We start from the raw sequence: 23,152 nt of genomic DNA, 5'->3' as shown, positions 1-23,152 counted from the left end.
GCCTCCGATTGCCGCCGGCGTCAGCCGCAGGCGATGGCGCGCTCGAGCAGGAAGGCACGCTCGCGGGCGTTCTGGCTCAGCCCGGCGGCCGCCTCGAACTGGCGTCGCGCCTCGGCCAGCCGGCCCGCACGGAACAGGAAATCGCCGCGCGCCGCGGGCAAAGGCGCATAATTGCGCAGCGCCGCCGCCTCGGCGATTTCGTCGACCAACGCCAGGCCCACTTCGGGGCCATAGGCCATGCTGTACGCCACTGCCCGGTTGAGATCGATCACCGGCGAAGGCGCCACCGCGCGCAACCGGTCGTAGAGCGTCGCGATCCGCCGCCAGTCGGTATCCCCGACGCTGCGTGCGCGGGCATGGCACGCGGCGAGCGCCGCCTGGAGCGCATAGAAGCCGTCCGCCCCGCCCAGATCTTCGGCCCGCGCCAGCGCCGCCAGCCCGCGCCGGATCGCCGACTGGTCCCAGCGCGCGCGATTCTGCCCGGTGAGCGAAATCGCGCTGCCATCGGCTGCGATCCGCGCGGTCAGCCGCGACGCCTGGATCTCCATCAGCCCGAGCAACCCGAACAATTCGGCCGCTTCCGGCATCCGCGCCGCCAGCATCCGCCCCAGCCGCTGCGCCTCGGCGCACAGCGACGGCCGGATCAGATCCTCACCCGCGGTCGCGGCATAGCCTTCGTTGAAGATCAGATAGATCACTTCGAGCACCGAGCGGAGCCGCGCCTCAAGCTCGGCGCCGCGCGGCACTTCGAACGCGAGCCCGGCGCAGGCGATCGTCTTCTTGGCGCGCACGATCCGCTGGGCGATCGTCACTGCGTTGGACAGGAATGCGCGCGCAATCTCCTCGGTGGTCAGCCCGGCGATCAGCCGCAGAGTCAGCGCGGCACGCGCCTCGCCGGACAGCACCGGATGACAAGCAGTGAAGACCAGCCCGAGCAGTTCGTCGCCGACATCGTCGTCCATCCTTGCCTCGATCTCCGCAATCGCAGAATCGCTCGCTTCCTCGCTTTCGCGCGCGAACACCTCATGCTTGCGCGCCAGCATCTTGTCGCGGCGCAGCCCGTCGATCGCCCGCCGCTTCGCCGCGGCCATCAGCCAGGCGCCCGGCCGGTCGGGGATGCCGGTCCTGGGCCATTCGCCGAGTGCGATCAGCAGCGCATCCTGCGCCAGCTCCTGCGCCCGGTCGATGTCGCGGACCATCCGCGCGAGACTCGCGATGAGCCGCGCTTGCTCGATCCGGAACACTGCCTCGATCGCCCGATGGACCTCTGTCGTCGCCATGCCGCCTCCCCGGGCCTTATGCCCGAAAGAGGCGGTCAGGCGACAGCCCGTTGGTCAGGCGCCGCTCAGCTTGTCGCGGGTCCGGTCGTGGATTTCGGCCGCTGCCGGACTCAAGTTCTCGGCAAAATCGGCCATTTCGTAGATCGGGCGGATCTCGATCTCGCTCGGCCCGGGCATCGGATTGGGGCAGCGCTTCACCCAGGCGACCGCCTCGTCCATGTCCTTGACTTCCCACAGCCAGAACCCGGCGACCAGTTCGCGCGTTTCGGCGAAGGGGCCGTCGATCACGGCGCGGGAAGCGCCATCGAACGCCACGCGCTTCGCCTGCGACGTCGGCTTCAGGCCATCGCCGTCCAGCATGATGCCGGCATTGGCCAATTCCTCGTTATACTTGCCCATTGCCTCGAGCAATTCGGTCGACGGCAGGATCCCCTGCTCGCTATCCTCGGTCGCTTTCACGAACACCACCACGCGCATCGATCATCTCCTTTTGGTCGGACGGGATTTTCCGGCCCGTATTCTGACGACGAACCGGCTGCGGGGGAATCGACAGACGCGCGAAAAAATTTTCGGATCGCTTCCTGCGCCTCAAGTCGAGCCATCGTCCCGGGTCCGCCAGTCTGGGTCCAACCCATATTGACCCGACCTAGAATTGTTATGTAAACACAACATAGCATTATCGAGTCGCCACGGTCTTATGAAAAACCTGTACAATCGTATCGCTGTCTTTCGAGCGGAACGCGGCGTGTCCCGCCGCGAGCTTGCGGAAGCGGTGGGCGTGAACAACCAGACAATCGGCTATCTTGAACGGGGCGACTACAAGCCCAGCCTGGAACTCGCGATGAAGATCGCCGCCTATTTCAGCGTGCCGATCGAGCTTTTGTTTTCCTTCCGCCCCTTTGAATCCGTCGCAGACACGTTGCGCCGCGCCGCCGCGGCTGGAGACCAACGCTGATGACCCTGCTCGAGAAAATGGACCGCCTCGTTTATGCGACGCGGCTCGACAAAATCATCTTCATGAAAATGCCGCCGCGAAGTTTTCGCTGGACGCCGCTGCTGGTAATCGCGGCCATGGTCCTCGGCTTCGTTCTGATGGCCAAAACAGGAACTGCGATTGCGACCGATTTCTTGATCGGGTGGTTGATCTTCTATGGCGCGATCCTGTTAGCTGGCTTTCTTCGCGCCTTGGGACCGCGGTTCACTGCGACCGTGAACCGACCGCTGGACGAGCGCGAACTCATGTTAAAGGCTCACGCGCACGCCGCCTCCGGTGTCGTGCTTGCTGTGATGTTCTCACTTGGCTGCTTCTACATGGCCAGCGCAAGCGTTCCATGGCTTTGGCACCCGCAGTTCATGGACTGGTTCAATCTCGGCTTCGGGATTCAAGGGATCGCCGCGCTCTTGCCCACCTGGATCGCCAGTTGGCTGGAATCGCGACCGGTGGCGGACATCGACGACTGACATCAGCAATCTGACGCAGCTACCACTCGCTTGCGCCCGGTTCCTCGTCGACAATCACCGGCACCGCATCGAACCGTCCGTGCAGCGCCCCAGCCGCGCTCGTCCGCCACAAGCTCGCCGCTTCGCCCGCGACGATCAGCCACAGCTTGCCATCCGCCGCCGCCATTGCCGCGTCGGTCGCCGAGGGCGTCGGATCGCCGCTGGGATGCGAATGCCAATATCCCGCGATCCTCGGCCCGCCCGCCCGCTCGGCTCGCAGCGCGGCGAACAACGCCGCCGGGTCGATCTCGAAGCGCCGCTCGGGGTCTTCGGCCACATTCTCAACGCCTTGCATCGCGGTGATCGCGTCGGCGCTGCCGAACAGCAATCCGCATGCCTCGCGCGGCGCCAGATCGGCGGAAATCCGCCGCGTACCGATCAGTACAGATCTTGAAATGCAGGTCGTCATTCCCATCTAGGCTACAGAATGGAAATGGGGGTTACTACACTCGAAGCGCGGATTGCCGAGGCCGCGAACGGCTGGCGGCTCGATCGCGCGTTGGCCGATGCGCTTCCGACGCTCTCGCGCGAACGCCTCAAGGCACTGATCGCCAGCGGCGCGGTGACCGGCCCCGACGGCCTCGCATCCGATCCGTCGAAGAAGACCCCCGGCGGCACCCTGTTCCAGATCGCCGTGCCCGTCCCCACTCCGGCACAAAACGAGGCGCAGGAGATCGCGCTCAACGTCGCGTTCGAGGACGAGCATCTGATCGTGATCGACAAGCCCGCGGGGCTCGTCGTCCATCCCGCCGCGGGCAATCTCGACGGTACCCTGGTCAATGCGCTGCTCCATCATTGCGCGGGGCAGCTCTCGGGGATCGGCGGCGTCGCCCGGCCCGGAATCGTCCACCGGATCGACAAGGGCACGTCGGGCCTGATGGTCGCCGCCAAGAGTGATCGTGCACATATCGGCCTCGCCGAGCAGTTCAAGGCGCATTCAATCGACAGGCGCTATCGTGCAATCGTCGCCGGAAAAGTGTCAACTTCGGCGGGTACAATTTCCGCGTCGCTGGGGCGATCCTCCACGAATCGGAAGAAAATGGCGATCGTCCGCGAAGGTTCGGGAAAGCACGCAGTCACGCATTGGCGTCAACTTCGTCAACTTCGCGATGCCAGTCTGGTCGAATGCCGGCTCGAAACCGGACGCACCCATCAGGTCCGCGTCCACATGGCGTCGATCGGCCACCCTCTGCTGGGCGATCCGGTCTATGGTAGCACGCGGCCGGTGCATCGTGCACTTCTGGCAACCCTGAATTTCCAGCGGCAGGCCTTGCATGCGGCGCATCTCGGGTTCATTCACCCCGTGAAAAGCTGCGCTTTGGCATTCGATAGCGAAATGCCTGCGGATATGCAGGAACTGTTCAATAAGCTCATCGTATGATTTTCGTGGCGCTGACCGTGCGGTATTGCGCCCAGTGAAGGGAGATTGATCATGGCAACCGGCAGCAACGTCCCCGCGACGATTCCTGCGCTCGGCGGAGAGGCGAGCCTCAACCGCTATCTGTCCGAGATCAAGAAGTTTCCGATCCTCGCGCCCGAGCAGGAATATATGCTCGCCAAGCGCTTCGAGGAGCATGGCGACGCCGATGCGGCGGCGCAATTGGTCACGTCGCATCTGCGGCTCGTGGCCAAGATCGCCATGGGCTATCGCGGCTATGGCCTGCCCGTGTCCGAGCTGATCTCGGAGGGCAATATCGGCCTGATGCAGGGCGTGAAGAAGTTCGAGGCCGATCGCGGCTTCCGCCTCGCCACCTATGCGATGTGGTGGATCCGCGCCTCGATCCAGGAATTCATCCTGCGCAGTTGGTCGCTGGTGAAGATGGGCACGACCGCCGCCCAGAAGAAATTGTTCTTCAATCTCAGGCGGATGAAGGCCAAACTTGACGCGTTTGAGGATGGCGACCTGTCGCCCGAGCATCTCGCCAAGATCGCCACCGACCTCGGCGTGACCGAGGACGAGGTCACCTCGATGAATCGCCGCATGGCGATGGGCGGCGATACCTCGCTCAACGTGCCGATGCGTGAGGACGGCGACGGCCAGTGGCAGGATTGGCTGCAGGACGACAGCCAGCTCCAGGACGAGGCGGTTGCCGAAGCGCAGGAAGCCGATGTCCGTCACGAGATGCTCGTCGACGCGATGGACGACCTCAACGAGCGCGAGAAGCACATCCTCACCGAGCGTCGGCTGACCGACGATCCCAAGACGCTCGAGGAGCTCAGCCAGGTCTATGGCGTGTCGCGCGAGCGCGTCCGCCAGATCGAGGTCCGCGCCTTCGAGAAGCTGCAAAAGGCGATGATGCGCCTCGCCGGCGAAAAGCGGCTGCTCGCCGCTTATTGACGAAGCGGTTGCGTTGATCGGCCGTCGCCGTCAATCCTGCCCTCATGGGTGATGAACGACACGACGAGCCGACGCAACCGCAAGCGCCGCAGGCGGCCGAGCCTGCACCGCGGCGGCGCAAGCCGCTGCGCCGCCGCATCCTCGGCTGGATCGCCACGGCGATCCTGGTGTTCTTTCTGGGCTCGCTGCTCTGGGTCGCGGCGCTCCGCTTGATCAACCCGCCGATCACCTTCACGATGATCGGCGATGTCATCGGCGGCCACGGCGTCGCCAAGCACTGGATGGGCCTGAGCCGCATCGACCCGAGCATGGCCCGCGCCGCGATCGCCGCCGAAGACGCCCGCTTCTGCGAGCATAATGGCTTTGATTACAAAGCGATCGCTGCCGCCGCGGCGCGCAACGCCACCGGCAAGAAGCGCATCCGCGGCGGCTCGACAATCAGCCAGCAGACCGCCAAGAACGTCTTCCTGTGGCAGGGCGGCGGCTTTTTCCGCAAGGGCCTCGAGGCCTATTTCACCCTGCTCATCGAGAATATCTGGGGCAAGCGGCGGATCATGGAAGTCTATCTCAACGTCGCCGAGACCGGGATCGGCACCTACGGGGTCAACGCGGGCGCGATGCGCTATTTCAAGCACGATGCCTCGCGCCTGTCGCAACGCGAAGCCGCGCTGATCGCCGCCGTCCTGCCGCTGCCAAAAAAACGCGCCGCGATCGACCCTCGGGGCTTTACGCGGCGCTATGGCAATTCGATCAACCGACGGATCACCGTCGTCCGCGGCGGCGGGCTCGACGCCTGCCTGCGCTGATTAGTCCGCCTTCTTCGTGGCGTCCTGGGCGGCGCCGCCGACATCCTTCGCCGCGTCGCCGACGTCCTTTGCAGCGCTGGTGATCGCGTCGGTCTTGATGTTCTCGCGGCTGTTCTGGTTGACCAGATACAGTCCGCCGACGACGACGAGGATCAGCACCGCCAGCCCGATCAGTAGGCCCGCGCCGCTACCGCGCCGCTCGACCACCACCGTGCTGGGACCGCTGTCGGTCTCGGTCACGCGCTCGGCAGTTACACCGTCGGTACGCTCTACGATTCGATCGGCCATGAACTCACTCCCTCGTTATGTGCGGCAGCAACCGAGGAGCGGGCAGGATGGTTCCGGCGTTAACCCTGATACAGGTTAGAAGGGCAGCTTGAACCCCGGCGGCAGCGGCAAGCCGCTGCTCATCTTGGACATCTCGGTCGCGGAGGCCGCATCCGCCTTGGCGCGCGCGTCGTTGAACGCCGCCGCCACCAGATCCTCGAGCATGCCCTTCTCCGACGGCGCGAGCAGCGATTCGTCGATGTCGATGCCGATCACCCGACCCTTGGCGCTCGCCTTGACCTTGACCAGCCCGCCGCCCGACGCGCCCTCGACTTCGATCGTGTCGAGCGTCGCCTGTGCCTTGGTGAGCTCGGCCTGGACGTTCTGCGCCATGGCCATGATGTCTTCGAGGCTCTTCATGCCTGATTACTCCGTGAATTGGTCCAGCCGATCAGTTCGGCATCGGGGAAAGCTTCGATCGCGGCGGCGACCACGGGCGATGCCAATACCGCCTCGCGCTCGGCCGCTTGGTTGGCCGCCTGCTGCTCGCGCAGCGTAAGGGCGCCCGCCTGCTCAACGCAGGTGAGCCGCCAATTGACCCCGGTCGATTCGCGCAAGGCGGTGCCGAGTTCACGAATGAAGTCGTGCGGTAGCGCACGCGCCGCGCCGAATTCGAATTCGGAACCCTCGAATCGCACCGGCCGCAGATAGTCGCGCACCTGCTGGGCGAGCTGGAACCGCTTGTGAGCCTCCAGATGGGTGACCAGTTCGGCCATGTTGGTCGGCATCCCCGGCTGGGCGCTGCTCGTCGGTGCGGATGTGGGCGCGGCAACGCTCAGGCTGCCGTTTGCCAGCTGGCGCGCGAGTTCGCCCGGATCGGGCAATTGCGAGGCATGGATCACCCGCAGCAATGCCATCTCGCACGCCTCGATCGGCAGCGCCGCCTTGGCGACTTCGTCGTGCCCGCGCAGCAGCAGTTGCCACAGCCGGTGCAGCGCCGGGAACGACAGCCCGGCCGCCCAATCCTCCAGCGCCTTCATTTCCTCAGCCGATTGCCCGGACGTCGCGTCGGTGCCGAGCTTCGCCAGCGTCACGCCGTGGACGGTCTCGAGCAAAGTGCGCAGCACCGCCTGCGGATCGACGCCGAGATCATATTGCCCGCGCAGCGCCGCCAGCGCGCCCAATGCGTCGCTTGCGAGCAACAGCCCGAACAGCGCGCGGATCGCCCCGCGGTCGGACAGGCCGAGCATCTGGCGCACCGCCTCGGCCCGTACCCCGCCGCCTTCGAGGCCCGCATGCGCGATCGCCTGGTCGAGGATCGACAGCCCGTCGCGCGCCGAACCCTCGGCGGCGCGTGCGATCAGCGTCAATGCTTCGGACTCTGCCTCGACGCCTTCAGCCACTGACACCCGCGCGAAATGCGCCGCGAGCATCTCCGCCGGGATTCGCCGCAAATCGAAGCGCTGGCAGCGCGACAGCACCGTCACCGGCACCTTGTTGACCTCGGTGGTGGCGAACAGGAACTTCACATGCGCCGGCGGCTCCTCGAGCGTCTTGAGCAGGCCGTTGAACGCGGCCTTGGACAACATATGGACTTCGTCGATGATGTAGATCTTGTAGCGCGCCGAAACCGCCGAATAGCGCGACGCCTCGATGATCTCGCGGATGTCGTCGATGCCGGTATGGCTCGCGGCGTCCATTTCGATCACGTCGATATGGCGCCCTTCGGCGATCGCGCGGCACGGCTCGCACACCCCGCAGGGATCGATCGTCGGTCCGCCCTGCCCGTCCGGCCCGATGCAGTTCAATGCCTTGGCGATCAGCCGCGCGGTGGAGGTCTTGCCGACTCCGCGCACCCCGGTGAGCAGGAAGGCGTGCGCCAGCCGGTCGCGCTTGATCGCGTTGCCGAGCGTCTGGACCATCGCATCCTGCCCGATCAGCTCGGAGAAGGTCTGCGGCCGGTATTTGCGCGCGAGGACGCGATACGCCTCCTGCTTGGGCTGGGGCGGTTCGTCGAGGCCAAGGAGGGAATCGGACATTATGCGAACTATCTAGGCGCCCCGACGGCCTTTGTCGAAGCCGCTCGTGCGGCTTCGCTGTTCAGCCCGACCGAATTTGCCCACTCCGAATTGGGCAAGGCGTTGGTCGCGACGAGCAGATATTGCAGCAGCAGGATCGCGAGCAGCGCGATGTTCGCACGGCGCGATCGCACGAACAGCAACAGCAGCAGCGGGGTCCAATACATTCCCTGCCACACGAAGAACCACAGGTCGTTAGCCGCGGGAAGCAGGATCGAGAGCTGCAGCGCGAGCCCTGGAATATTCGCCAGCGCCACCCCGACGATCACCAGGCGCTTCTGCTTGAAATAATGGTCGTCGAGCGCCGGCCACATGCCTTCGCGGCGCGGAAACACACTGGCGGCGGCGAAGAAGTAAGCGAGCGCGACGACCAGACCCGCGAACAGAGTAGACCAGTCTATATGGATCAGGTCGCGCATTGACCAGGTCCACATCCAGTAGCTGGCCAGATCGAGCAACACGAACGCTGCGAGCATCGGCGTCAGCACGCCGAGCTTCACCGTATCGCGGGCCGCGATCGCATCGGCGAATCTGCGCGCGATCTCGGCCAGTGCCAGGCCGAGCAGCAGTCCGACCAAAATGAAGAAGAACTCGAATTCGCTCATGCCCACCCCCGGTCGGGATGTGGCAGCTTCAGCGGGTTTCGAGAAGAGAGATGGTGGGAGCCGGAACGACCCGACACGAAATCGTTACGGCTGCTTCCTTCCGGATCTGACCGGGTTGGCGACGGTACCGTCCGCCCGACTCCCGCGGCGCATATGGGCGAAGTGCCGCGGCGAGGCAAGGGGCGGGAGCGCCCGATTGGCGCTCCCCCCCAAGTGATCAGCGGTAAGAACGCACCTTGCGGCAAATGCGGACCCGATTGCCGTTGCGCCATTTGCGCGTGCAGACCGTCCGCGTATGGGCCCGGCGATGCGAGCGACGAACGCGCCGTTCGGTACGACGTTCGGTGCGCTCCCACCGGCGTCCGTCCTGGGGCAACGCAGTGGCACTGGCCGCGAAAGCCGCGGCGGTGATAGCCGTCGGCGCGGCGACCGTCGCCGCGGACGCGGCCGGCACTGCAAGCATCGCCGCGGCGGCTGCTGCTACAAGCGTTAGAATCTTCATTGCCTTACTCTCCCGATGTCAGGATCAACCCCTGCGTCGGTGCAATCCCGAAACAACCGCATTAGTTCCGTGCCGCCGCCGCTTGCACGAGCGTGACCGCGCGCTTAGCGCCCCTGCATGTCGCGATGCTCGGGGGGCATCCGCACCGTCAGCCCGTCGAGGCTGGCGTCGAGGACGATCTGGCAGGCCAGCCGGCTGGTCCGCACCGCGCCCACCGCGAGATCGAGCATGTCTTCCTCTTCCTCGCTCGCACGCGGCAGCCGCGCGAAATCCTCGGCATCGACGACGACATGGCATGTCGAGCACGACATCTGCCCCTCGCACGTGCCCTCCAGCGGCTGGCCGGCATTCTGCGCGACTTCGAGCAAGATCGCGCCCTCGGCAGCTTCCACGTCGCGCGTCTCGCCTTTATCGGCGCTGATGAAACGGACCCGGATCATGCCGCCGCCTTCTGCGCACGCGCCGCGGCATCGACGCGATCGAGTGCTTCGATCAGCTCCTCCTCGCTGGTGTAGCGCCCGAACCCGATCCGGATGCTCGACCGCGTCTCGGCATCGCTAAGCCCGATCGCGCGCAGCACATGGCTCGGCCGCCCCGATCCGCTCGCGCAGGCCGAGCCCGCCGAGAAGGCGATGTTGCGCAGGTCCGACATCAGCCGCGCCACGTCGAGTCCGGTACGGCGCAGGTTGAGATTGCCGTGATAGCGTTCGTCGCGCGATCCATTGAGCGTCCAGTCCGAGCCGATATGCGCGAGCGCGGCACGAAACAGCTGCTCGCCATGCGCGTGGTCGGCGCCGAAGCGCTGCTTGGCGAGCCGCGCCGCCGCGCCGAAGCCCGCGCACAGTGCCGGCGACAAGGTCCCTGATCGCCCGCCCGGCTCCTGCCCGCCGCCATGGAGCAACGGCTCGAGCATCACGCCGTCGCGGATCCACAGGGCGCCGACGCCCTTGGGGCCGTGGATCTTGTGTGCCGATATCGCGACCAGATCGCACCCTTCCGGGGTCAGCACGCGTCCATAGCCCTGTACCGCGTCGCACAGGAACCGCGCGCCCGCCGCCCGGGCCAGCTCGGCCAATTGCTCGACCGGCTGGATCACGCCGATCTCGTTGTTGACCAGCATCGCCGCGACCAGCCCGGTATCCGGCCGGATTGCCGCCTTCGCCGCCGCCAGATCGACCAACCCGTCTTCGCCGACGGGCAACACCGTCACGTCGCGCCCCTTGCGCGCCTCGGCAGCAACGGTGTCGAGCACCGCGGCATGCTCGGTCGCGAGCGTGACGATGGGGCCCGTTATGCCCTTGATCGCCCAGTTGAGCGCTTCGGTCGCGCCGCTGGTGAAGCTCACCGCGCCGCCCTCAGGCATCAACCCGGCAATCTCGTCGCGCGCTACCTCGACCACTGCCTTGGCGGCCCGTCCAGCCGCATGGGCGGAGTGCGGGTTGGCGTGCTGCCTCTCGAGCCACGGCAGCATCGCGGTCAGCGCTTCGGGTGCGAGCGGCGTCGTCGCCTGATAATCGAGATAGGTCATGCCGCGCGCGCCCGTGCCGCGTCGGCAGTGCTGCGCCAGAGCTCGGCGAAGCGATCCACCTCCCCCTCGGTCGTGGTCCGCCCGAAGCTCACCCGCACCACTTCGCGCAACTCCGGCTCGTGCCAGCCCATCGCCGCCAGCACATGGCTCGGCCGCATGCTGCCCGACGAGCAGGCGCTTCCCGCCGACACCGAGATGCCGCCCAGGTCGAAGCGAATCAGCTGCGCCGCCGCCGACACGCCCGGCATCCGATACGCCCCGATCATCGGGCTGCGCGGACTGGCTTCGCCGACCACTTCGCCGCCGGCGCCGCGTATCGCCATCTCCAATCCCCCTCGCAGTTGCGCCATCCGCGCGATATCCTCGGGCTGGCCGATCGCCGCTGCATAGCCGAGCGCACCCGGCAGATTCTCGGTCCCGGCGCGATAGCCCTTCTCCTGCCCGCCCATCGGCAACAGCACGCCGAAATCGCGCACCAGCAGCGCCCCGATCCCGGGCGGCCCGCCGCGCTTGTGCGCAGACACCGCGACCAGATCGGCATGCCGGAGCACGGCGTCGTCGGCTCGCGCCGGCATCTGCGCCGCGTCGACCAGCAGGATGCCCCCCGCCGCATGGACGATTTCGCCGATCGCCGCGATCGGCTGGCGCACCCCGGTCTCGCTGTTCGCCCATTGCACGCAGAGCAGGCTGCGGCCCTCCCCCGCCAGCGCGCCGCGCAGCGCATCGAGATCGAGGGCGCCGTCGTGCGTCACCGGCAGCACCTTCGCCCCCTCCGAATGCCGCAGCACCGAATCATGCTCCACCGCCGTGATCAGCCGCCGCGCCGCCATTGATCGCGTCAGCGCGAGATGCAGCGATTCGCTCGCTCCCGAGGTCAGCACCAGTTCGTGCGCCCAGCCATAGGCAGACGCGATCTCCGCGCGCGCCTTCTCCAGCGCCGCCCGCGCCGCGCGCCCTTCGGCGTGCGGCGAGGAGGGATTTGCCCAATGCGCCATTCCCTCGACAACCGCGGCCACGGCGGCGTCTGTCATCGGGGTCGTCGCGGCATGGTCCAGATAGATACGGTCGGCCAAATTGGTTCCAATTGCGCAAAAGCGGGCGCTGCCTATATAGCGCCCAATTCCCCGCGCTACACTGCGCGTCCCCTTTTCAAGGCAGGCTTACATTGCCCGAAGTCATCTTCCCCGGTCCCGAAGGCCGTCTCGAAGGGCGTTTCGCCCCCGCTCCCAAGCCCCGCGCGCCCGTTGCGATGATCCTACACCCGCATCCCAATGCCGGCGGCACGATGAACAACCGCATCGTCCAGGAGCTCTACAAGACTTTCCAGCGCCGCGGCTTCGCCACCCTGCGCTTCAATTTCCGCGGCGTCGGCAAGAGCCAGGGCACGTTCGACAACGGCATCGGCGAGCTCTCGGATGCCGCGTCGGCGCTCGACTGGGTGCAGAGCTTCCACCCCGAGGCCTCGACCACCTGGATCGCCGGAGTCAGCTTCGGCGCCTGGATCGGCATGCAGCTTCTGATGCGCCGCCCCGAGATTCGCGGCTTCATCTCGGTCGCCCCCCCGGCCAACATGTATGATTTCAGCTTCCTCGCGCCCTGCCCCTCTTCGGGCATCATCATCCAGGGCGAGGGCGACGAAGTCGCGACTCCGGCGGCGACGCAGAAGCTCGTCGACAAATTGCGCACCCAGAAGCACATCACCATCCACCACGACACGATCCCGCAGGCGAACCATTTCTTCCAGGACGAAATGGAGCAATTGATGGGCTCGGTGGACAAGTATTTGGACATGCGGCTGGATCCGAATTCGCCGATTCGGTGAATTATCTACCCTCTCCCATCGGGAGGGGTTGCGCAGACTTGGGCCCGCTTCTTCAGCGGGTCCTAGTCGGAGCTGGGTGAGGGCAATCGGACTATCGAGAGTGCGAACACCCCCACCTAGCTCCCACAGGGAGAGGGAAAGAGTTGCCCTGCCGCTCTTTCACACCGACCAGATCAGCAAATTCCCCAGCAGCACCAGCGCACAGATCCCCATCAGCACGCCCTTCACTCGATCACCGCCGCGCCAGGTCCGCACCCCGCCCCAGACCAGCGCGAACATCGCCACCACTGCGATGCTCAGCAACAGCGGATTGAGCCCGGGATCCATCATCGCACGATCAGCCAGACCAGCAGGACGATGGCCAGCCCAACGCCGGCGAAACCGGCGACCACCTTCGGCTCGCCGCGATAGATCAGCCGTAGGAAATACCACAGGAAAAGCCCCACCCCGCGTGTCGCCACGCTGAGCACGTTGGCGAGCACCGCGCCGAACTGCGTCTCCTTCATCAGTCCCTCGATCCCAGCACCGCCGCATAGGCGTCCGGATCGGCATTGCCCCCCGAAAGCACCACGAGCAATCCCGGCGTCACGTCGACCTTGCCGGCGAGCAAAGCCGCGAGCGCGACCGAACCGCCCGGCTCTAACACCAGCCGCAGCTTCGCCGCCGCCCAGCGCTGGGCATCGCGAATCTCGCGCTCGCTCACCGCGATGCCCCTGGCGTCGCGCCGGCTGAGCACGTCGAAGGTCAGCGGAGAGACCTCCTTGGTCTGCAGCGCATCGCACGCCGTCGGCGGCGGATTGTCGCCCACCGGCTCGATCCAGCCAGCCTCCAGGCTACGGCGCATATCGTCCCAGCCCTCGGGCTCGACCAGGGTGATCGCAGCCTCGGGCAGCGCCAACGCCAGTCCAGCGGCGAGCCCGCCGCCGCCGCACGGCACCACGACGTTCGAGGGATCGGCAAGCTTCCTCTCGACCATCTGGGTCATCGCCTCGATCCCGGCGCTGCCCTGCCCCTCGATGATCCACGGATCGTCGAAGCTCGGCACCAATGCAGCCCCTCGTGCGTGCGCAAGGTGCGCGGCGATTTTTTCGCGGCTCTCCCTCGCGCGATCATATTTCACCACTTCGGCGCCCATCGCCAGCGTCGCGTCGAGCTTCACCTTCGGGGCGTCGGACGGCATCACGATCACCGCCGGGATACCGAGCTTCCTCGCAGCCCACGCGATTCCCTGCGCATGATTCCCCGACGAGAAAGCGACGACGCCCCGTTCGCGCGCAGCGGAGTCCAGCGCCGTCAGCCGATGCCACGCGCCGCGGATCTTGAAGGCGCCGATCGGCTGCAGCGACTCCGCCTTGAAGCACACCGGTACCCCACGAATTTCCACTGTCAGCAGAGGCGTTTGCGGCAGGATCGCCGCGATCTTCGCCGCGGCATCCCGCACTCCCGCCCGAGTCGGCTGTCGCACAATCGTCACACTTCACCCCCGCCGTACATTTCCGGATACCGAATCGCTTTACATGGGGGGACCTCGTCCCTAAATGCCGCCTTCCGCTGCCCCATGGGACTTCCAACCGCAAGGCAGCTTTTCGTCAATGATTGCCGCGAGGCATTTGGAGGTCCCTTGAATTGCACAAATATCATAGCGCGCTGGGGTTAGCGTCTCCCCGTTCGACCGCCCTTCGCGGTATCGACATTGTCGCCCAGCGCCCGGTTCAACCGGTAACGTTGACTCGTCCGCACGCAGCATCGCGCGCCGCCCGCTTCTTCGTCGAGAAGTTTCCGGGTCGCTCGATGTATGCCGTGAAGGCCAATCCCTCGCCGGATCTCCTGCAGATCCTGTGGGATAGCGGCGTCACGCATTACGATGTCGCCTCGATCGCCGAGGTGCGTCTCGTCGCATCGACGCTGTCGGGCGCGACTTTGTGCTTCATGCACCCGGTCAAGGCCGAGGAAGCGATCGCCGAGGCGTATTTCGTCCACGGCGTCCGCGTGTTCAGCCTCGACTCGATTGAAGAACTCGACAAGATCGTCTTCGCCACCAAGGGCGCCGAGGATCTGACGCTCTGCGTGCGGCTGCGCGTCTCGTCGGATCATTCGAAGCTCAGCCTCGCCTCGAAGTTCGGCGCGGGCCCCGGCGAGTCCAAGGAACTGCTCATGGCCACCCGTCAGGTCGCCGATGCCCTGGGCATCTGCTTCCATGTCGGCAGCCAGGCGATGTCGCCCGAGGCCTATGCCAATGCGATGGAGCGCGTCCGCGCAGCGATCGTCGAGGCGGCGGTCACCGTCGACGTGATCGATGTCGGCGGCGGGTTCCCCTCGTCCTATCCCGGCATGGAGCCGCCGCCGCTCGAGCGTTATTTCGCAACGATCCACCGCGCGTTCGAATCGCTGCCGGTCAGCTATTCGTCCGAATTGTGGTGCGAGCCCGGCCGCGCGCTCTGTGCGGAATATAGCTCGCTCATCGTCCGCGTCGAGCGTCGCCGCGGTGCCGAACTCTATATCAACGACGGCGCTTATGGCGCGCTGTTTGATGCCGCGCATGTCGGCTGGCGCTTCCCGGTCAGCCTGCTCAGGCAGCCGGATTCGAACGCCAAGGATATGGAGTTCAGCTTCTACGGTCCGACCTGCGACGATCTCGACCACATGGCGGGCCCGTTCCTGCTGCCCGCCGACATCCGTGCCGGCGACTATATCGAGATCGGCATGCTCGGCGCCTATGGTTCGGCGATGCGCACCGCGTTCAACGGCTTCGGATCGGACCAAACGGTGATCGTCGACGACGAGCCGATGGTATCGCTCTACACCGAGGTCGAAGAACCCGCCGTAGCGAACAACGTCGTCAAGCTGTAACCATTTCCCGTCACCCTGGCGAAAGCCGGGGTCTCAGGCCTCTGGCACGAGATCCCGGCGTTCGCCGGGATGACGGCTATTTGGCGGGCTTCGGTCCGCCCAACGGGTTTCCGCGTCCCCTTTGAATGACGACGGCCATGCAGATGGGAATCCCATGACCGACACCCTCACCAAGACCGCATCGGCAAATCCGCCGATCAACGACACCCGCAAGGCGGAGCTGCTCTCGAAGCAGGTCAAGCATATCGACATCACCAGCTTCGACGCGCGACCGATCGTCGATGCGATGGCCGATATGAGCTTCACCAGCCGCGATCTCGGCCGCGCGACCAACATCTACAACCAGATGCTGGCCGACAAGGACTGCACGATTTTCCTCGTGATCGCAGGCTCGACCTCGGCCGGCGGCTGCATGGACCTCTATGCCGAGCTGGTCCGCAACAACATGGTCGACGGCATCGTCGCCACCGGCGCCACCATCGTCGACATGGATTTCTTCGAGGGCCTCGGCCACAAGCATTATCAGGCGCTCGAGATCCCCGACGACGATACGCTGCGCTCGCTCTACATCGATCGCATCTACGACACGTACATCGACGAAACCGACCTCCAGAATGTCGACCACACGATCTTCGAGATTGCCGAGAGCCTCGAGCCCAAGGCCTATTCGAGCCGGGCGTTCATCCGCGAGATGGGCAAGTATCTCGTCGAGCACGGCAAGAAGGAGAACAGCCTCGTCAAGCTCGCTTACGAGCATGACGTGCCGATCTTCTGCCCGGCCTTTGTCGACTCGTCGGCAGGCTTCGGCCTGGTCAAGCATCAGGTCGATGCGGCCAAGGAAGGCCGCCCCTATCTGATGATCGACGCAGTCGCCGACTTCCGCGAGCTCACCGAGATCAAGATCGCGGCGGGCACCACCGGCCTGCTGATGATTGGCGGCGGCGTGCCCAAGAACTTCATCCAGGACACCGTCGTCTGCGCCGAGATCCTCGGGCATGAGGATGTCGCGGTACATAAGTACGCGGTGCAGATCACCGTCGCCGATGTCCGCGACGGGGCCTGCTCGTCCTCGACGCTGCAGGAAGCCGCGAGCTGGGGCAAGGTCAACACCGGCATCGAGCAGATGGTGTTCGCCGAGGCGGGTTCGGTAATGCCGCTCCTCGCTTCGGACGCCTACCATCGCGGCCACTGGAAGGATCGCGCCAAGCGCGGCTGGGCGAAGCTCTTCGCCTGAACCTGGCAAACCGGAAAAACGAAAAGGCCGGGGAGCGATCCCCGGCCCTTTCTGTAACGCTGCACTTCGCCAGCTATTCCCTGGCGCGCCATTCCTCGGGCACCACGAACACCTCGTCCGCCCGGGCATAGCCGCCGTCCGGCACGTCCTCGATCAGCACCATGGTGTGCGCTCGCGCCCCTTCGCCGAAATAGTCGACGAGCATCGCAGTGGTGCGATGGACCAGCTCTTCCTTCTGCGCGCGCGAAAGCGCGGCTTGCGGAAGCTTGAAATTGGCAAATGGCATGATCGTCCTCCTATTGGGCGTTTCGCGCCGCGCGCGCGGTGTCGTTGAGCTGCTTCAAGGTCGAATCGAAGCGCCCCTCGGCCTCGGCGTTGCGCAGGAACTTGACTCGCTCGACAAGGAGTTCGCTCGGCGTCGGCTGCTGGCCGAACAGCGCCATCACGTCGTCAATGAACTCCGCGAGCGGCTGGTAGCCTGGGCGGTTCTCCTGCCCCGGCGTCAGGCCGGTCTGAACCGCCGGCGGCGCCAGCTCGATCACTTCCACCCTGCCCCTCAGCGTCTCGCGCAGCGACACCGTGTAGCTGTGCATCGCTGCCTTGGTGGCGTTGTAGGTCGGCGTATCGATCAGCGGCACGAAGGCGAGGCCCGAGGTGAGGTTGACGATCGCCGCGTCGACGCGTGCGGTCAGATGGTCGATCAGCGCATTGGTCAGCCGGATCGGACCCAACAGGTTGGTCGTGATCGTCGTCTCCGCGTCGGCGAGGTCGCGCCGCGTATCGAGCGCTTCGAAGCGCATGATCCCAGCATTGTTGATCAGCACGTTGAGCGACGGATGCTCGGCGATCACGCGCAGCGCGAAATCCTCGATCGCGTCGGCGCTTTCGACATCGAGCGTCATCGCGAACATCCCGTCGCGGCCGTCGACGACTTCGTCCAGCGCTTCGCGGCGCCGCCCTGCGATGATCACCTGGTTACCCTGCGCATGGAAGCGCTGCGCGAGTGCCGCGCCGATGCCCGAGCCGCCGCCGGTGATCAAAATGGTGTTGCCGCTGGTCTTCATTGCGATGCTCCTGTTGCGTTGCTGCCGCCAATCTAAACCGCTACTCTCCATCCGTAAGAAGGCACCGAAAAGAATTATACGCACCTTTTGGAGACTGTATTTTGGCCAAGTCCGTGCCGCTTCCTCCCACGCGACAGAAACCCTGGCCCGACGCCGGGGATCCCCGCGTCGACGCGCTGGTGACGGACGTGATCGGCCGCGTCGCCGACAAATGGACGATGCTGATCCTCGAAGCGCTTGCCGAGCACGAGCATCTGCGCTTCACCCATATCGCCAAGCTGGTGCCCGGGATCAGCCAGAAGATGCTCACCCAGACGCTCCGCCAGATGGAGCGCGACGGCCTGGTCGATCGCACGGTTCACGCCGTGATCCCGCCGCGGGTTGACTATCGCCTCACCGATCTCGGCGAGACCCTCGGCGCAGCCTTTTGCAGCGTCTGGCTATGGGCCGAAGCCAATCTCGAGCGGATCGAGACGGCGCGCGCCACCTTCGATTCGCGCGCGGCGATCTAGTCTTCCTGCCCGGCGGCAAACCGCGCTAGGACAGCACTAGAAAACGGGGAGGATGTCATGCAGATCGACCGCCGCACGCTGATCGGAGGCGCCGCCGCGAGCCTCGCGCTCGTTCCCGCCGCCCGCGCGCAGGATGCCTCCATGCCCTATGTCCTCGGCACCGGCACCGCATCTTGGCCGCCGCGCGAGCACTTCAAGCTCTGGCCCGGCTCGCCTCCCGGTGCACCGAGCCCGCTTCCCGCCAACAACTTCACCGTCAACGGCAGCTTCAAGGAGCTGTGGCTGCGCGGCGTCTCCGAGCCGATGGTCGGCGTCTATCGCCCCGCAAAGCCCGATGGCCGGGCGGTGCTCTCGATCCCCGGCGGCGGCTATGGTTTCGTCTCGGTCGAGAATGAAGGCGTGGATGTCGCCAAGGCACTGACCCAGCACGGCATCACCGTCTTCGTCCTCGCCTATCGCCTGCCCGGCGAAGGCTGGGCGAATCGCGCCGACGTGCCACTCCAGGATGCGCAGCGCGCGATGCGGCTGATCCGCGCACAGGCCGGCAAGTTCGGCGTGGATCCGGCGAAGCTCGGCATATGCGGCTTCTCGGCCGGCGGCCATCTCGGTGCTTCGCTTGCGGTCGGGCATGCCGATCGAGTCTATGCGCCGGTCGATGCCGCCGACCGGCAGAGCGCCCGCCCCGATTTCGCCGGGCTCGTCTATCCGGTCGTCTCGTTCAGCACCGCGGGCCTCAACAGTCGCTCGGCCGGCATGCTGCTCGGCAACAACCAGGACCCCGCGCTCCTCGCCCGCTACGAGACCAGCGACCGGATCACCGCTGAGACTCCGCCGATCTTCCTCGTCCACGCTGTCGACGACGGCACCGTGCCCGTCGCGCAGAGCCTGCTGACGATCGAAAAATGCCGCGCCGCGAACGTCCCGGTCGAGGCGCATATCCTCGAAAAGGGTGGCCATGGCTTCGGCGCGCTCCATCTCCCCGCCGATTCCCCGGGCCGCCTGTGGACCGACATCTTCGCGCGCTGGACCGCCAGACGCTAGCTCCGTTGCATTCCCGAACCGATTGCGGCAGCTTCGCGCGACAAATCGGAGGGGACCCGAAATGCACAGCCAGATCATCGCGCCCGTCGTGGCGCTCGTCGCCTGGTCGCTCGTCATGCTCATCTGGATGTTCCTGGTGCGGATGCCCGCGCTCAAGCGCGCCGGGATAGACATGGCGCGGGCGCGCGGCGGCCGCCCCGGCATCCTCGACGGCATGGTCGAGGAGCGCGCGCAATGGCCGGCGCACAATTACATCCACCTGATGGAACAGCCGACCCTGTTCTACGCGGTCAGCTTCGCGCTGGCGCTGCTCGGCGCGGGCGACGGCATCAATGCGTGGATAGCCTGGGCCTATGTCGCGCTGCGCATTGCCCACAGCCTCGTCCAGGCAACCTTCAACAAGGTCGCGGTGCGTTTCAGCCTGTTCGTGCTGTCGACGTTCGCGCTGGTCGCGCTCACCCTCCACGCCGGCATCGCGCTGCTGCACTGAGCCCGAATCCTCCCTCGCCGGGCGAGGCAGGACCGGTTCACGGTGTCTGGAATCCCAGCGCCCGCAGCGCCAGCCTCTGCCCCCGCGGATCGTGCTTGAAGAACAACCCGCCCTTGGCGCTCGCGTCGCCCGCGACATAATCGAGCGTCGCGCTGCTCGTCTCGACAGGATTTGCCTCGGGCCCGATCTGTCCCTCGATCTCCACCGCCGCCGCGGTCCCGCTGGACCGGTTCACCACCTCGAACTCGACCACGAATCCCGCGGCGTTGGGCAGCACCCGCTCGGCGCGCACCTCCAGCACCGGAAGTTGCGCCGTCTCCCCGGTCAGTGCCTCGCGACCGATGACCGCGACGACGAACAGGAGCCCCGCCAGCCCCAGCCCCGCCGCAATCCATTCGAGCGCCGATGTCGGCGGCGATTTCCTGTCCGATGCCATCCGACTCTCCCTAGACCACCAGCCGCGCTATCGCCGCGCCGATCGCGGCGGGGAAGCCCAGCACCACCATGGTTTCCGCGATTACGGCAAAGGCATTCCCGTCGACCCGGCCGAAGGTCCACAGCACGTAGAAGCTCACCGCGAGCGCGATGGCATAGCCGGGCACGGTGAACAGGAGGAAGCGCCGCACAATGCCGAAGCCCTCGGGCTCTTCCTGTCCGGCAAAGCCGACCGCGAACACCAGAATGTGCAACAGCAACATCGACGCGAGCATCAGCAGCAAGATCTGCCACGGATTCATCTTGTAGGCGATCAGGATCATTTCCTCGGTCGGCGCGACATTGAACGCAAGGAACAGCGCTCCGGCGAGCATCAGGAACAATTGACCGGCATAGCCGGCGGAGCGGGCGGCCTTCGCCTCATCCTCGTCTTCGCCTTCGTCCGGATCGCCGCCGGTCAGTTGCTTGCGCGCGATCATCGCGCCGAAGCTTCCCGGCACCGCCTGGATGGCGACCATCCCGACCAACTCGTCGAGTGCCGTCCCGCGCGAGAGCAGCCCGAACAGGCACAGGATCGCCACCGACGAGATCATGCCGACGGCATAAGCGGCGAATGCGTCGAGCATGTCTTCGCGCAAATTGGCCGTCCGCTCGAACCCGCCGAAGCGCGACAGGAACACCAGCACCACGAAATTGGCCGCGATGAACAGAAGCAGCCGCAGCGGATGGACGTAGAGCCCGATCGACCACATCTCCATCGTCATCAGCAGCGGAAGCCCGAAGATGATCGCGCCACCGAACGCCCGCGCCAAGCTATAGGCAAAATCGAGATTGGGGCGGAGCGCGGTCATTGGCCATCACCCTCCCACGCCCGGAGGCCGTCAACAACCCTCCGCACCCCTGCCGCTCAGCCGAACAGCTTTTCCAGGCTCCGCTCGAGCATCATCAGCTGCCACAGCGTCCGGCCATGCTCGGCCCGCCCCGCCTTGTGCTCCGCCGCCAGCTTCTCGATTGCTGCCGGCTCGAACCAGCCCGTCCCGGCGAGCACGCGCGAACGCGCCAGCGCCGCCGCCTCGTCGGCCAGCGCCCCCCGGAACCAGGCGCTGATCGGAGTCACGAACCCCATTTTGGGCCGGTACAGGATTTCCTTCGGCAGATAGGGCTCGAGCGCCTTCTTCATCAGCCATTTGCCCTGCCCGGCCTTGATCCGCAGCGCCGGCGGCAAGGTCGCGGCGAATTCGACGAGCTTATAGTCGAGCAGAGGCTCGCGGGCTTCGAGGCTCACCGCCATGCTGGTGCGATCGACCTTGGTCAGGATGTCGCCCGGCAGCCAATGCTGGATATCGGCATATTGCGCGCGGTCGAGCCCGTCGCGCGCCGGTGCGCGCCGCATCGCATCGACATAACGCTGCTCGGCGGTGTGCCCCGCGAGCGTGTGTCTGGCCGCGCCGGTGTAGAGCCGGTCGCGCAGTTCGGGTGCTGTGACCCCAACCGCCTTGGGATAGGCGAACTCGCCATTCTCGGCGAGCGCCAGCAACGTCGTCTTCGCCCGGAACGCCCGCGGTGCCCAGTCGGCCTTGGGATAGAGGCGACCCAAGGTCCCGAACAGGTTCGCGCGAAACTTCTCGGGCAGCAGCCCGCGCATCCGCTCCTCGGCGGCGAAGAACTTGTAACGCCGATATCCCGCAAACGCCTCGTCGGCCCCGTCACCCGACAGCGCCACCGTCACCGTCTCGCGCGCCAGCTCGCATACCCGATAGGTGGGCAGCGCAGATGCATCGGCGAACGGCTCGTCGAACGCCGTGACCAGCGTGTCGATCAGCGCGAAATCGTCGGCACTCACCCGCCGCGCGCTATGCGCAGTCGCAAAGCGCTCCGCGATCAACGCGGCATGGTTGGTCTCGTCGTGATCGGCCTCATCGAAGCCGATCGTGCAGGTCTTGACCGCGGTCTTGCTAGCCTCGGCCATCAGCGCGACCACGGCGCTGCTGTCGACTCCGCCTGAGAGAAATGCCCCCAGAGGTACGTCGGCGATCATCCGCGCACGCACCGCGGCGCGCATCCGGTCGATCAGCTCGGCTTCGAGATCGCGGATTTTGCCCGTCGCGCGGTTGGAGAAATCGACATCCCACCAGCGCACCGGCTGGGGCATGCGCTTACCGCGCTGGAGCAGCAGATAATGCCCCGCGGGCAATTTCTTGACTCCCACCAGCAGCGAGGCGTCGTCGGGCACATAGCCGAGTCCCATATAATCCTCGACCGCGCGGAAATCGGGTCGCCGCCGGAACAGAGGGTGGGCCAGCAAGCCCTTGATCTCCGATGCGAACGCCACCCCGCCATCGGCCAGCTTGGTATAAACCAGCGGCTTCACCCCGAAGCGGTCGCGCGCGAGGAACAGGCACTGTTTCTCCGCATCGTAGAGCGCGAAGGCGAACATCCCGTTGAGCTTTTCGAGCATCGCCGGGCCCCAGGCGCGCCAGCCATGGAGCAGCACTTCGGTATCGCTCTCGGTATGGAACCGCGCACCCTTGAGCTCGAGCTCGGCGCGAACCTCGCGGAAATTGTAGATCTCGCCGTTATAGGTGACGACGACGCTCTGGTCGGGCGTCGCCATCGGCTGCACGCCCCCTTCCAGATCGATGATCGACAGCCGGCGATGGCCGAGCCCGACGCCCGGCGCAGTCCACACCCCCGCGCCATCGGGCCCGCGATGCGCCAGTGCGTCGCGCATCTGGACGATCCGCGCCGGATCGACGGGTTTCGCTATGGCGGGGTAATAGAGCCCCGCAATGCCGCACAT

Annotated in this window: 29 protein-coding genes, 1 other RNA gene and 1 pseudogene; 11 read left to right on the top strand and 20 right to left on the bottom strand. The window is 65.9% G+C overall.

The genetic code is table 11. From position 1 onward, the window contains the following. Positions 1-20 precede the first annotated feature (20 nt). Both E5A73_RS16055 and E5A73_RS16050 read right to left on the bottom strand, forming a co-directional pair. Positions 21-1,280, bottom strand: a complete 1,260-nt coding sequence (locus E5A73_RS16055; protein WP_135964849.1) for an RNA polymerase sigma factor — start codon at positions 1,278-1,280, stop codon at positions 21-23. Positions 1,281-1,409: 129 nt separating this feature from the next. Further along, positions 1,410-1,757 (bottom strand): annotated as a pseudogene (locus tag E5A73_RS16050) (YciI family protein); the annotation flags it as partial. Between the two features lie 220 nt (positions 1,758-1,977). On the opposite strand from E5A73_RS16050, the gene E5A73_RS16045 reads away from it, so the two are divergent. Then, complete coding sequence (locus E5A73_RS16045) at positions 1,978-2,235, top strand: helix-turn-helix transcriptional regulator (RefSeq protein WP_135964847.1); 258 nt, start codon at positions 1,978-1,980, stop codon at positions 2,233-2,235. Further along, positions 2,235-2,741, top strand: a complete 507-nt coding sequence (locus tag E5A73_RS16040) for a hypothetical protein (RefSeq protein ID WP_135964846.1) — start codon at positions 2,235-2,237, stop codon at positions 2,739-2,741. Before E5A73_RS16045 ends, E5A73_RS16040 begins: the two co-directional genes overlap by 1 nt. 19 nt (positions 2,742-2,760) lie before the next feature. Here E5A73_RS16040 and E5A73_RS16035 read toward each other — a convergent pair whose 3' ends face one another. Continuing rightward, positions 2,761-3,195 carry a M67 family metallopeptidase gene (locus E5A73_RS16035; protein ID WP_338112873.1) on the bottom strand — a complete coding sequence of 145 codons (435 nt, stop codon included), beginning with the start codon at positions 3,193-3,195 and terminating at the stop codon, positions 2,761-2,763. A gap of 12 nt (positions 3,196-3,207) precedes the next feature. On the opposite strand from E5A73_RS16035, the gene E5A73_RS16030 reads away from it, so the two are divergent. From E5A73_RS16030 to mtgA, 3 genes are read left to right on the top strand one after another with little or no spacing between them, the layout of a single operon-like run. After that, a complete protein-coding gene (locus E5A73_RS16030; RefSeq protein WP_135964844.1) occupies positions 3,208-4,161 on the top strand; it encodes an RluA family pseudouridine synthase in 954 nt (317 codons plus the stop codon). Positions 4,162-4,212: 51 nt separating this feature from the next. Beyond that, positions 4,213-5,118 (top strand): RNA polymerase sigma factor RpoH, encoded by a 906-nt coding sequence (gene rpoH, locus E5A73_RS16025; RefSeq protein ID WP_135964843.1) that lies wholly within the window; start codon positions 4,213-4,215, stop codon positions 5,116-5,118. Between the two features lie 44 nt (positions 5,119-5,162). Beyond that, complete coding sequence (gene mtgA, locus E5A73_RS16020; RefSeq protein WP_135964842.1) at positions 5,163-5,924, top strand: monofunctional biosynthetic peptidoglycan transglycosylase; 762 nt, start codon at positions 5,163-5,165, stop codon at positions 5,922-5,924. Here mtgA and E5A73_RS16015 read toward each other — a convergent pair whose 3' ends face one another. The 9 genes from E5A73_RS16015 to E5A73_RS15975 all read right to left on the bottom strand — a co-directional run bounded on the left by E5A73_RS16015 (position 5,925) and on the right by E5A73_RS15975 (position 11,977). Further along, complete coding sequence (locus tag E5A73_RS16015; protein WP_135964841.1) at positions 5,925-6,212, bottom strand: hypothetical protein; 288 nt, start codon at positions 6,210-6,212, stop codon at positions 5,925-5,927. It lies immediately after the preceding gene. Positions 6,213-6,287: 75 nt separating this feature from the next. Further along, the gene (locus E5A73_RS16010) at positions 6,288-6,611 is read right to left on the bottom strand and encodes a YbaB/EbfC family nucleoid-associated protein (RefSeq protein ID WP_135964840.1); all 324 of its coding nucleotides are present in this window, start codon (positions 6,609-6,611) and stop codon (positions 6,288-6,290) included. Then, a complete protein-coding gene (locus E5A73_RS16005; RefSeq protein WP_135964839.1) occupies positions 6,608-8,230 on the bottom strand; it encodes a DNA polymerase III subunit gamma/tau in 1,623 nt (540 codons plus the stop codon). Before E5A73_RS16005 ends, E5A73_RS16010 begins: the two co-directional genes overlap by 4 nt. Before the next feature lie 8 nt (positions 8,231-8,238). After that, positions 8,239-8,874, bottom strand: coding sequence for a hypothetical protein (locus E5A73_RS16000; protein ID WP_135964838.1), 636 nt, complete (start codon positions 8,872-8,874; stop codon positions 8,239-8,241). A gap of 49 nt (positions 8,875-8,923) precedes the next feature. Then, positions 8,924-9,021: signal recognition particle sRNA small type (gene ffs / locus E5A73_RS15995), an RNA gene on the bottom strand. Positions 9,022-9,091: 70 nt separating this feature from the next. Beyond that, complete coding sequence (locus E5A73_RS15990) at positions 9,092-9,376, bottom strand: hypothetical protein (protein WP_135964837.1); 285 nt, start codon at positions 9,374-9,376, stop codon at positions 9,092-9,094. A gap of 104 nt (positions 9,377-9,480) precedes the next feature. Then, positions 9,481-9,816 (bottom strand): 2Fe-2S iron-sulfur cluster-binding protein, encoded by a 336-nt coding sequence (locus tag E5A73_RS15985; protein WP_135964836.1) that lies wholly within the window; start codon positions 9,814-9,816, stop codon positions 9,481-9,483. Beyond that, on the bottom strand, positions 9,813-10,904 hold the full coding sequence (locus E5A73_RS15980; RefSeq protein ID WP_135964835.1) for a cysteine desulfurase family protein: 1,092 nt from the start codon (positions 10,902-10,904) through the stop codon (positions 9,813-9,815). Before E5A73_RS15980 ends, E5A73_RS15985 begins: the two co-directional genes overlap by 4 nt. Further along, positions 10,901-11,977: a cysteine desulfurase family protein gene (locus E5A73_RS15975; RefSeq protein WP_135964834.1), complete on the bottom strand. Its 1,077-nt coding sequence runs from the start codon at positions 11,975-11,977 to the stop codon at positions 10,901-10,903. Before E5A73_RS15975 ends, E5A73_RS15980 begins: the two co-directional genes overlap by 4 nt. A 92-nt stretch (positions 11,978-12,069) precedes the next feature. On the opposite strand from E5A73_RS15975, the gene E5A73_RS15970 reads away from it, so the two are divergent. Next, the gene (locus E5A73_RS15970) at positions 12,070-12,726 is read left to right on the top strand and encodes an alpha/beta hydrolase (protein ID WP_135964833.1); all 657 of its coding nucleotides are present in this window, start codon (positions 12,070-12,072) and stop codon (positions 12,724-12,726) included. A gap of 159 nt (positions 12,727-12,885) precedes the next feature. Here the strand turns inward: E5A73_RS15970 and E5A73_RS21450 are convergent, their stop codons facing one another. From E5A73_RS21450 to E5A73_RS15960, 3 genes are read right to left on the bottom strand one after another with little or no spacing between them, the layout of a single operon-like run. Next, positions 12,886-13,053, bottom strand: coding sequence for a hypothetical protein (locus tag E5A73_RS21450; protein WP_206366518.1), 168 nt, complete (start codon positions 13,051-13,053; stop codon positions 12,886-12,888). Then, positions 13,053-13,232 (bottom strand): hypothetical protein, encoded by a 180-nt coding sequence (locus tag E5A73_RS15965; RefSeq protein WP_135964832.1) that lies wholly within the window; start codon positions 13,230-13,232, stop codon positions 13,053-13,055. Before E5A73_RS15965 ends, E5A73_RS21450 begins: the two co-directional genes overlap by 1 nt. Continuing rightward, positions 13,232-14,200, bottom strand: coding sequence for a threonine ammonia-lyase (locus E5A73_RS15960; RefSeq protein ID WP_206366517.1), 969 nt, complete (start codon positions 14,198-14,200; stop codon positions 13,232-13,234). The genes E5A73_RS15965 and E5A73_RS15960 overlap by 1 nt, the downstream gene beginning before the upstream one ends. 152 nt (positions 14,201-14,352) lie before the next feature. On the opposite strand from E5A73_RS15960, the gene E5A73_RS15955 reads away from it, so the two are divergent. Both E5A73_RS15955 and E5A73_RS15950 read left to right on the top strand, forming a co-directional pair. Continuing rightward, positions 14,353-15,576: a type III PLP-dependent enzyme gene (locus E5A73_RS15955; RefSeq protein ID WP_135964831.1), complete on the top strand. Its 1,224-nt coding sequence runs from the start codon at positions 14,353-14,355 to the stop codon at positions 15,574-15,576. Between the two features lie 154 nt (positions 15,577-15,730). Continuing rightward, positions 15,731-16,810, top strand: coding sequence for a 1,9-bis(guanidino)-5-aza-nonane synthase (locus tag E5A73_RS15950; protein ID WP_135964830.1), 1,080 nt, complete (start codon positions 15,731-15,733; stop codon positions 16,808-16,810). 73 nt (positions 16,811-16,883) lie between these two features. On the opposite strand, the gene E5A73_RS15945 is transcribed toward E5A73_RS15950, so the two are convergent. Then, entirely contained in the window at positions 16,884-17,096 is a 213-nt protein-coding gene (locus tag E5A73_RS15945) for a tautomerase family protein (RefSeq protein ID WP_135964829.1), read from the bottom strand. 10 nt (positions 17,097-17,106) lie between these two features. Then, positions 17,107-17,874, bottom strand: coding sequence for an SDR family oxidoreductase (locus E5A73_RS15940; protein ID WP_135964828.1), 768 nt, complete (start codon positions 17,872-17,874; stop codon positions 17,107-17,109). A 101-nt stretch (positions 17,875-17,975) separates the two neighbouring features. Between E5A73_RS15940 and E5A73_RS15935 the strand changes: the two genes are divergently transcribed. The 3 genes from E5A73_RS15935 to E5A73_RS15925 all read left to right on the top strand — a co-directional run bounded on the left by E5A73_RS15935 (position 17,976) and on the right by E5A73_RS15925 (position 19,917). Continuing rightward, positions 17,976-18,386 carry a winged helix-turn-helix transcriptional regulator gene (locus E5A73_RS15935; protein WP_240700225.1) on the top strand — a complete coding sequence of 137 codons (411 nt, stop codon included), beginning with the start codon at positions 17,976-17,978 and terminating at the stop codon, positions 18,384-18,386. 57 nt (positions 18,387-18,443) lie between these two features. Beyond that, on the top strand, positions 18,444-19,427 hold the full coding sequence (locus E5A73_RS15930; RefSeq protein WP_135964827.1) for an alpha/beta hydrolase: 984 nt from the start codon (positions 18,444-18,446) through the stop codon (positions 19,425-19,427). A gap of 61 nt (positions 19,428-19,488) precedes the next feature. Beyond that, positions 19,489-19,917 carry an MAPEG family protein gene (locus tag E5A73_RS15925; protein WP_135964826.1) on the top strand — a complete coding sequence of 143 codons (429 nt, stop codon included), beginning with the start codon at positions 19,489-19,491 and terminating at the stop codon, positions 19,915-19,917. Between the two features lie 37 nt (positions 19,918-19,954). On the opposite strand, the gene E5A73_RS21445 is transcribed toward E5A73_RS15925, so the two are convergent. The 3 genes from E5A73_RS21445 to E5A73_RS15910 are packed head-to-tail and all read right to left on the bottom strand — an operon-like array spanning position 19,955 to position 23,152. Further along, complete coding sequence (locus tag E5A73_RS21445) at positions 19,955-20,353, bottom strand: hypothetical protein (protein WP_168355957.1); 399 nt, start codon at positions 20,351-20,353, stop codon at positions 19,955-19,957. A 10-nt stretch (positions 20,354-20,363) separates the two neighbouring features. Next, positions 20,364-21,203 (bottom strand): TIGR02587 family membrane protein, encoded by an 840-nt coding sequence (locus tag E5A73_RS15915; protein ID WP_135964825.1) that lies wholly within the window; start codon positions 21,201-21,203, stop codon positions 20,364-20,366. A 56-nt stretch (positions 21,204-21,259) separates the two neighbouring features. Continuing rightward, a complete protein-coding gene (locus E5A73_RS15910; RefSeq protein ID WP_135964824.1) occupies positions 21,260-23,152 on the bottom strand; it encodes an XrtA/PEP-CTERM system amidotransferase in 1,893 nt (630 codons plus the stop codon).

Origin of the sequence: Sphingomonas gei (assembly GCF_004792685.1) — a bacterium.
Lineage (GTDB): Bacteria > Pseudomonadota > Alphaproteobacteria > Sphingomonadales > Sphingomonadaceae > Sphingomonas > Sphingomonas gei.
This window is presented reverse-complemented; position numbering and strand designations above follow the sequence as displayed.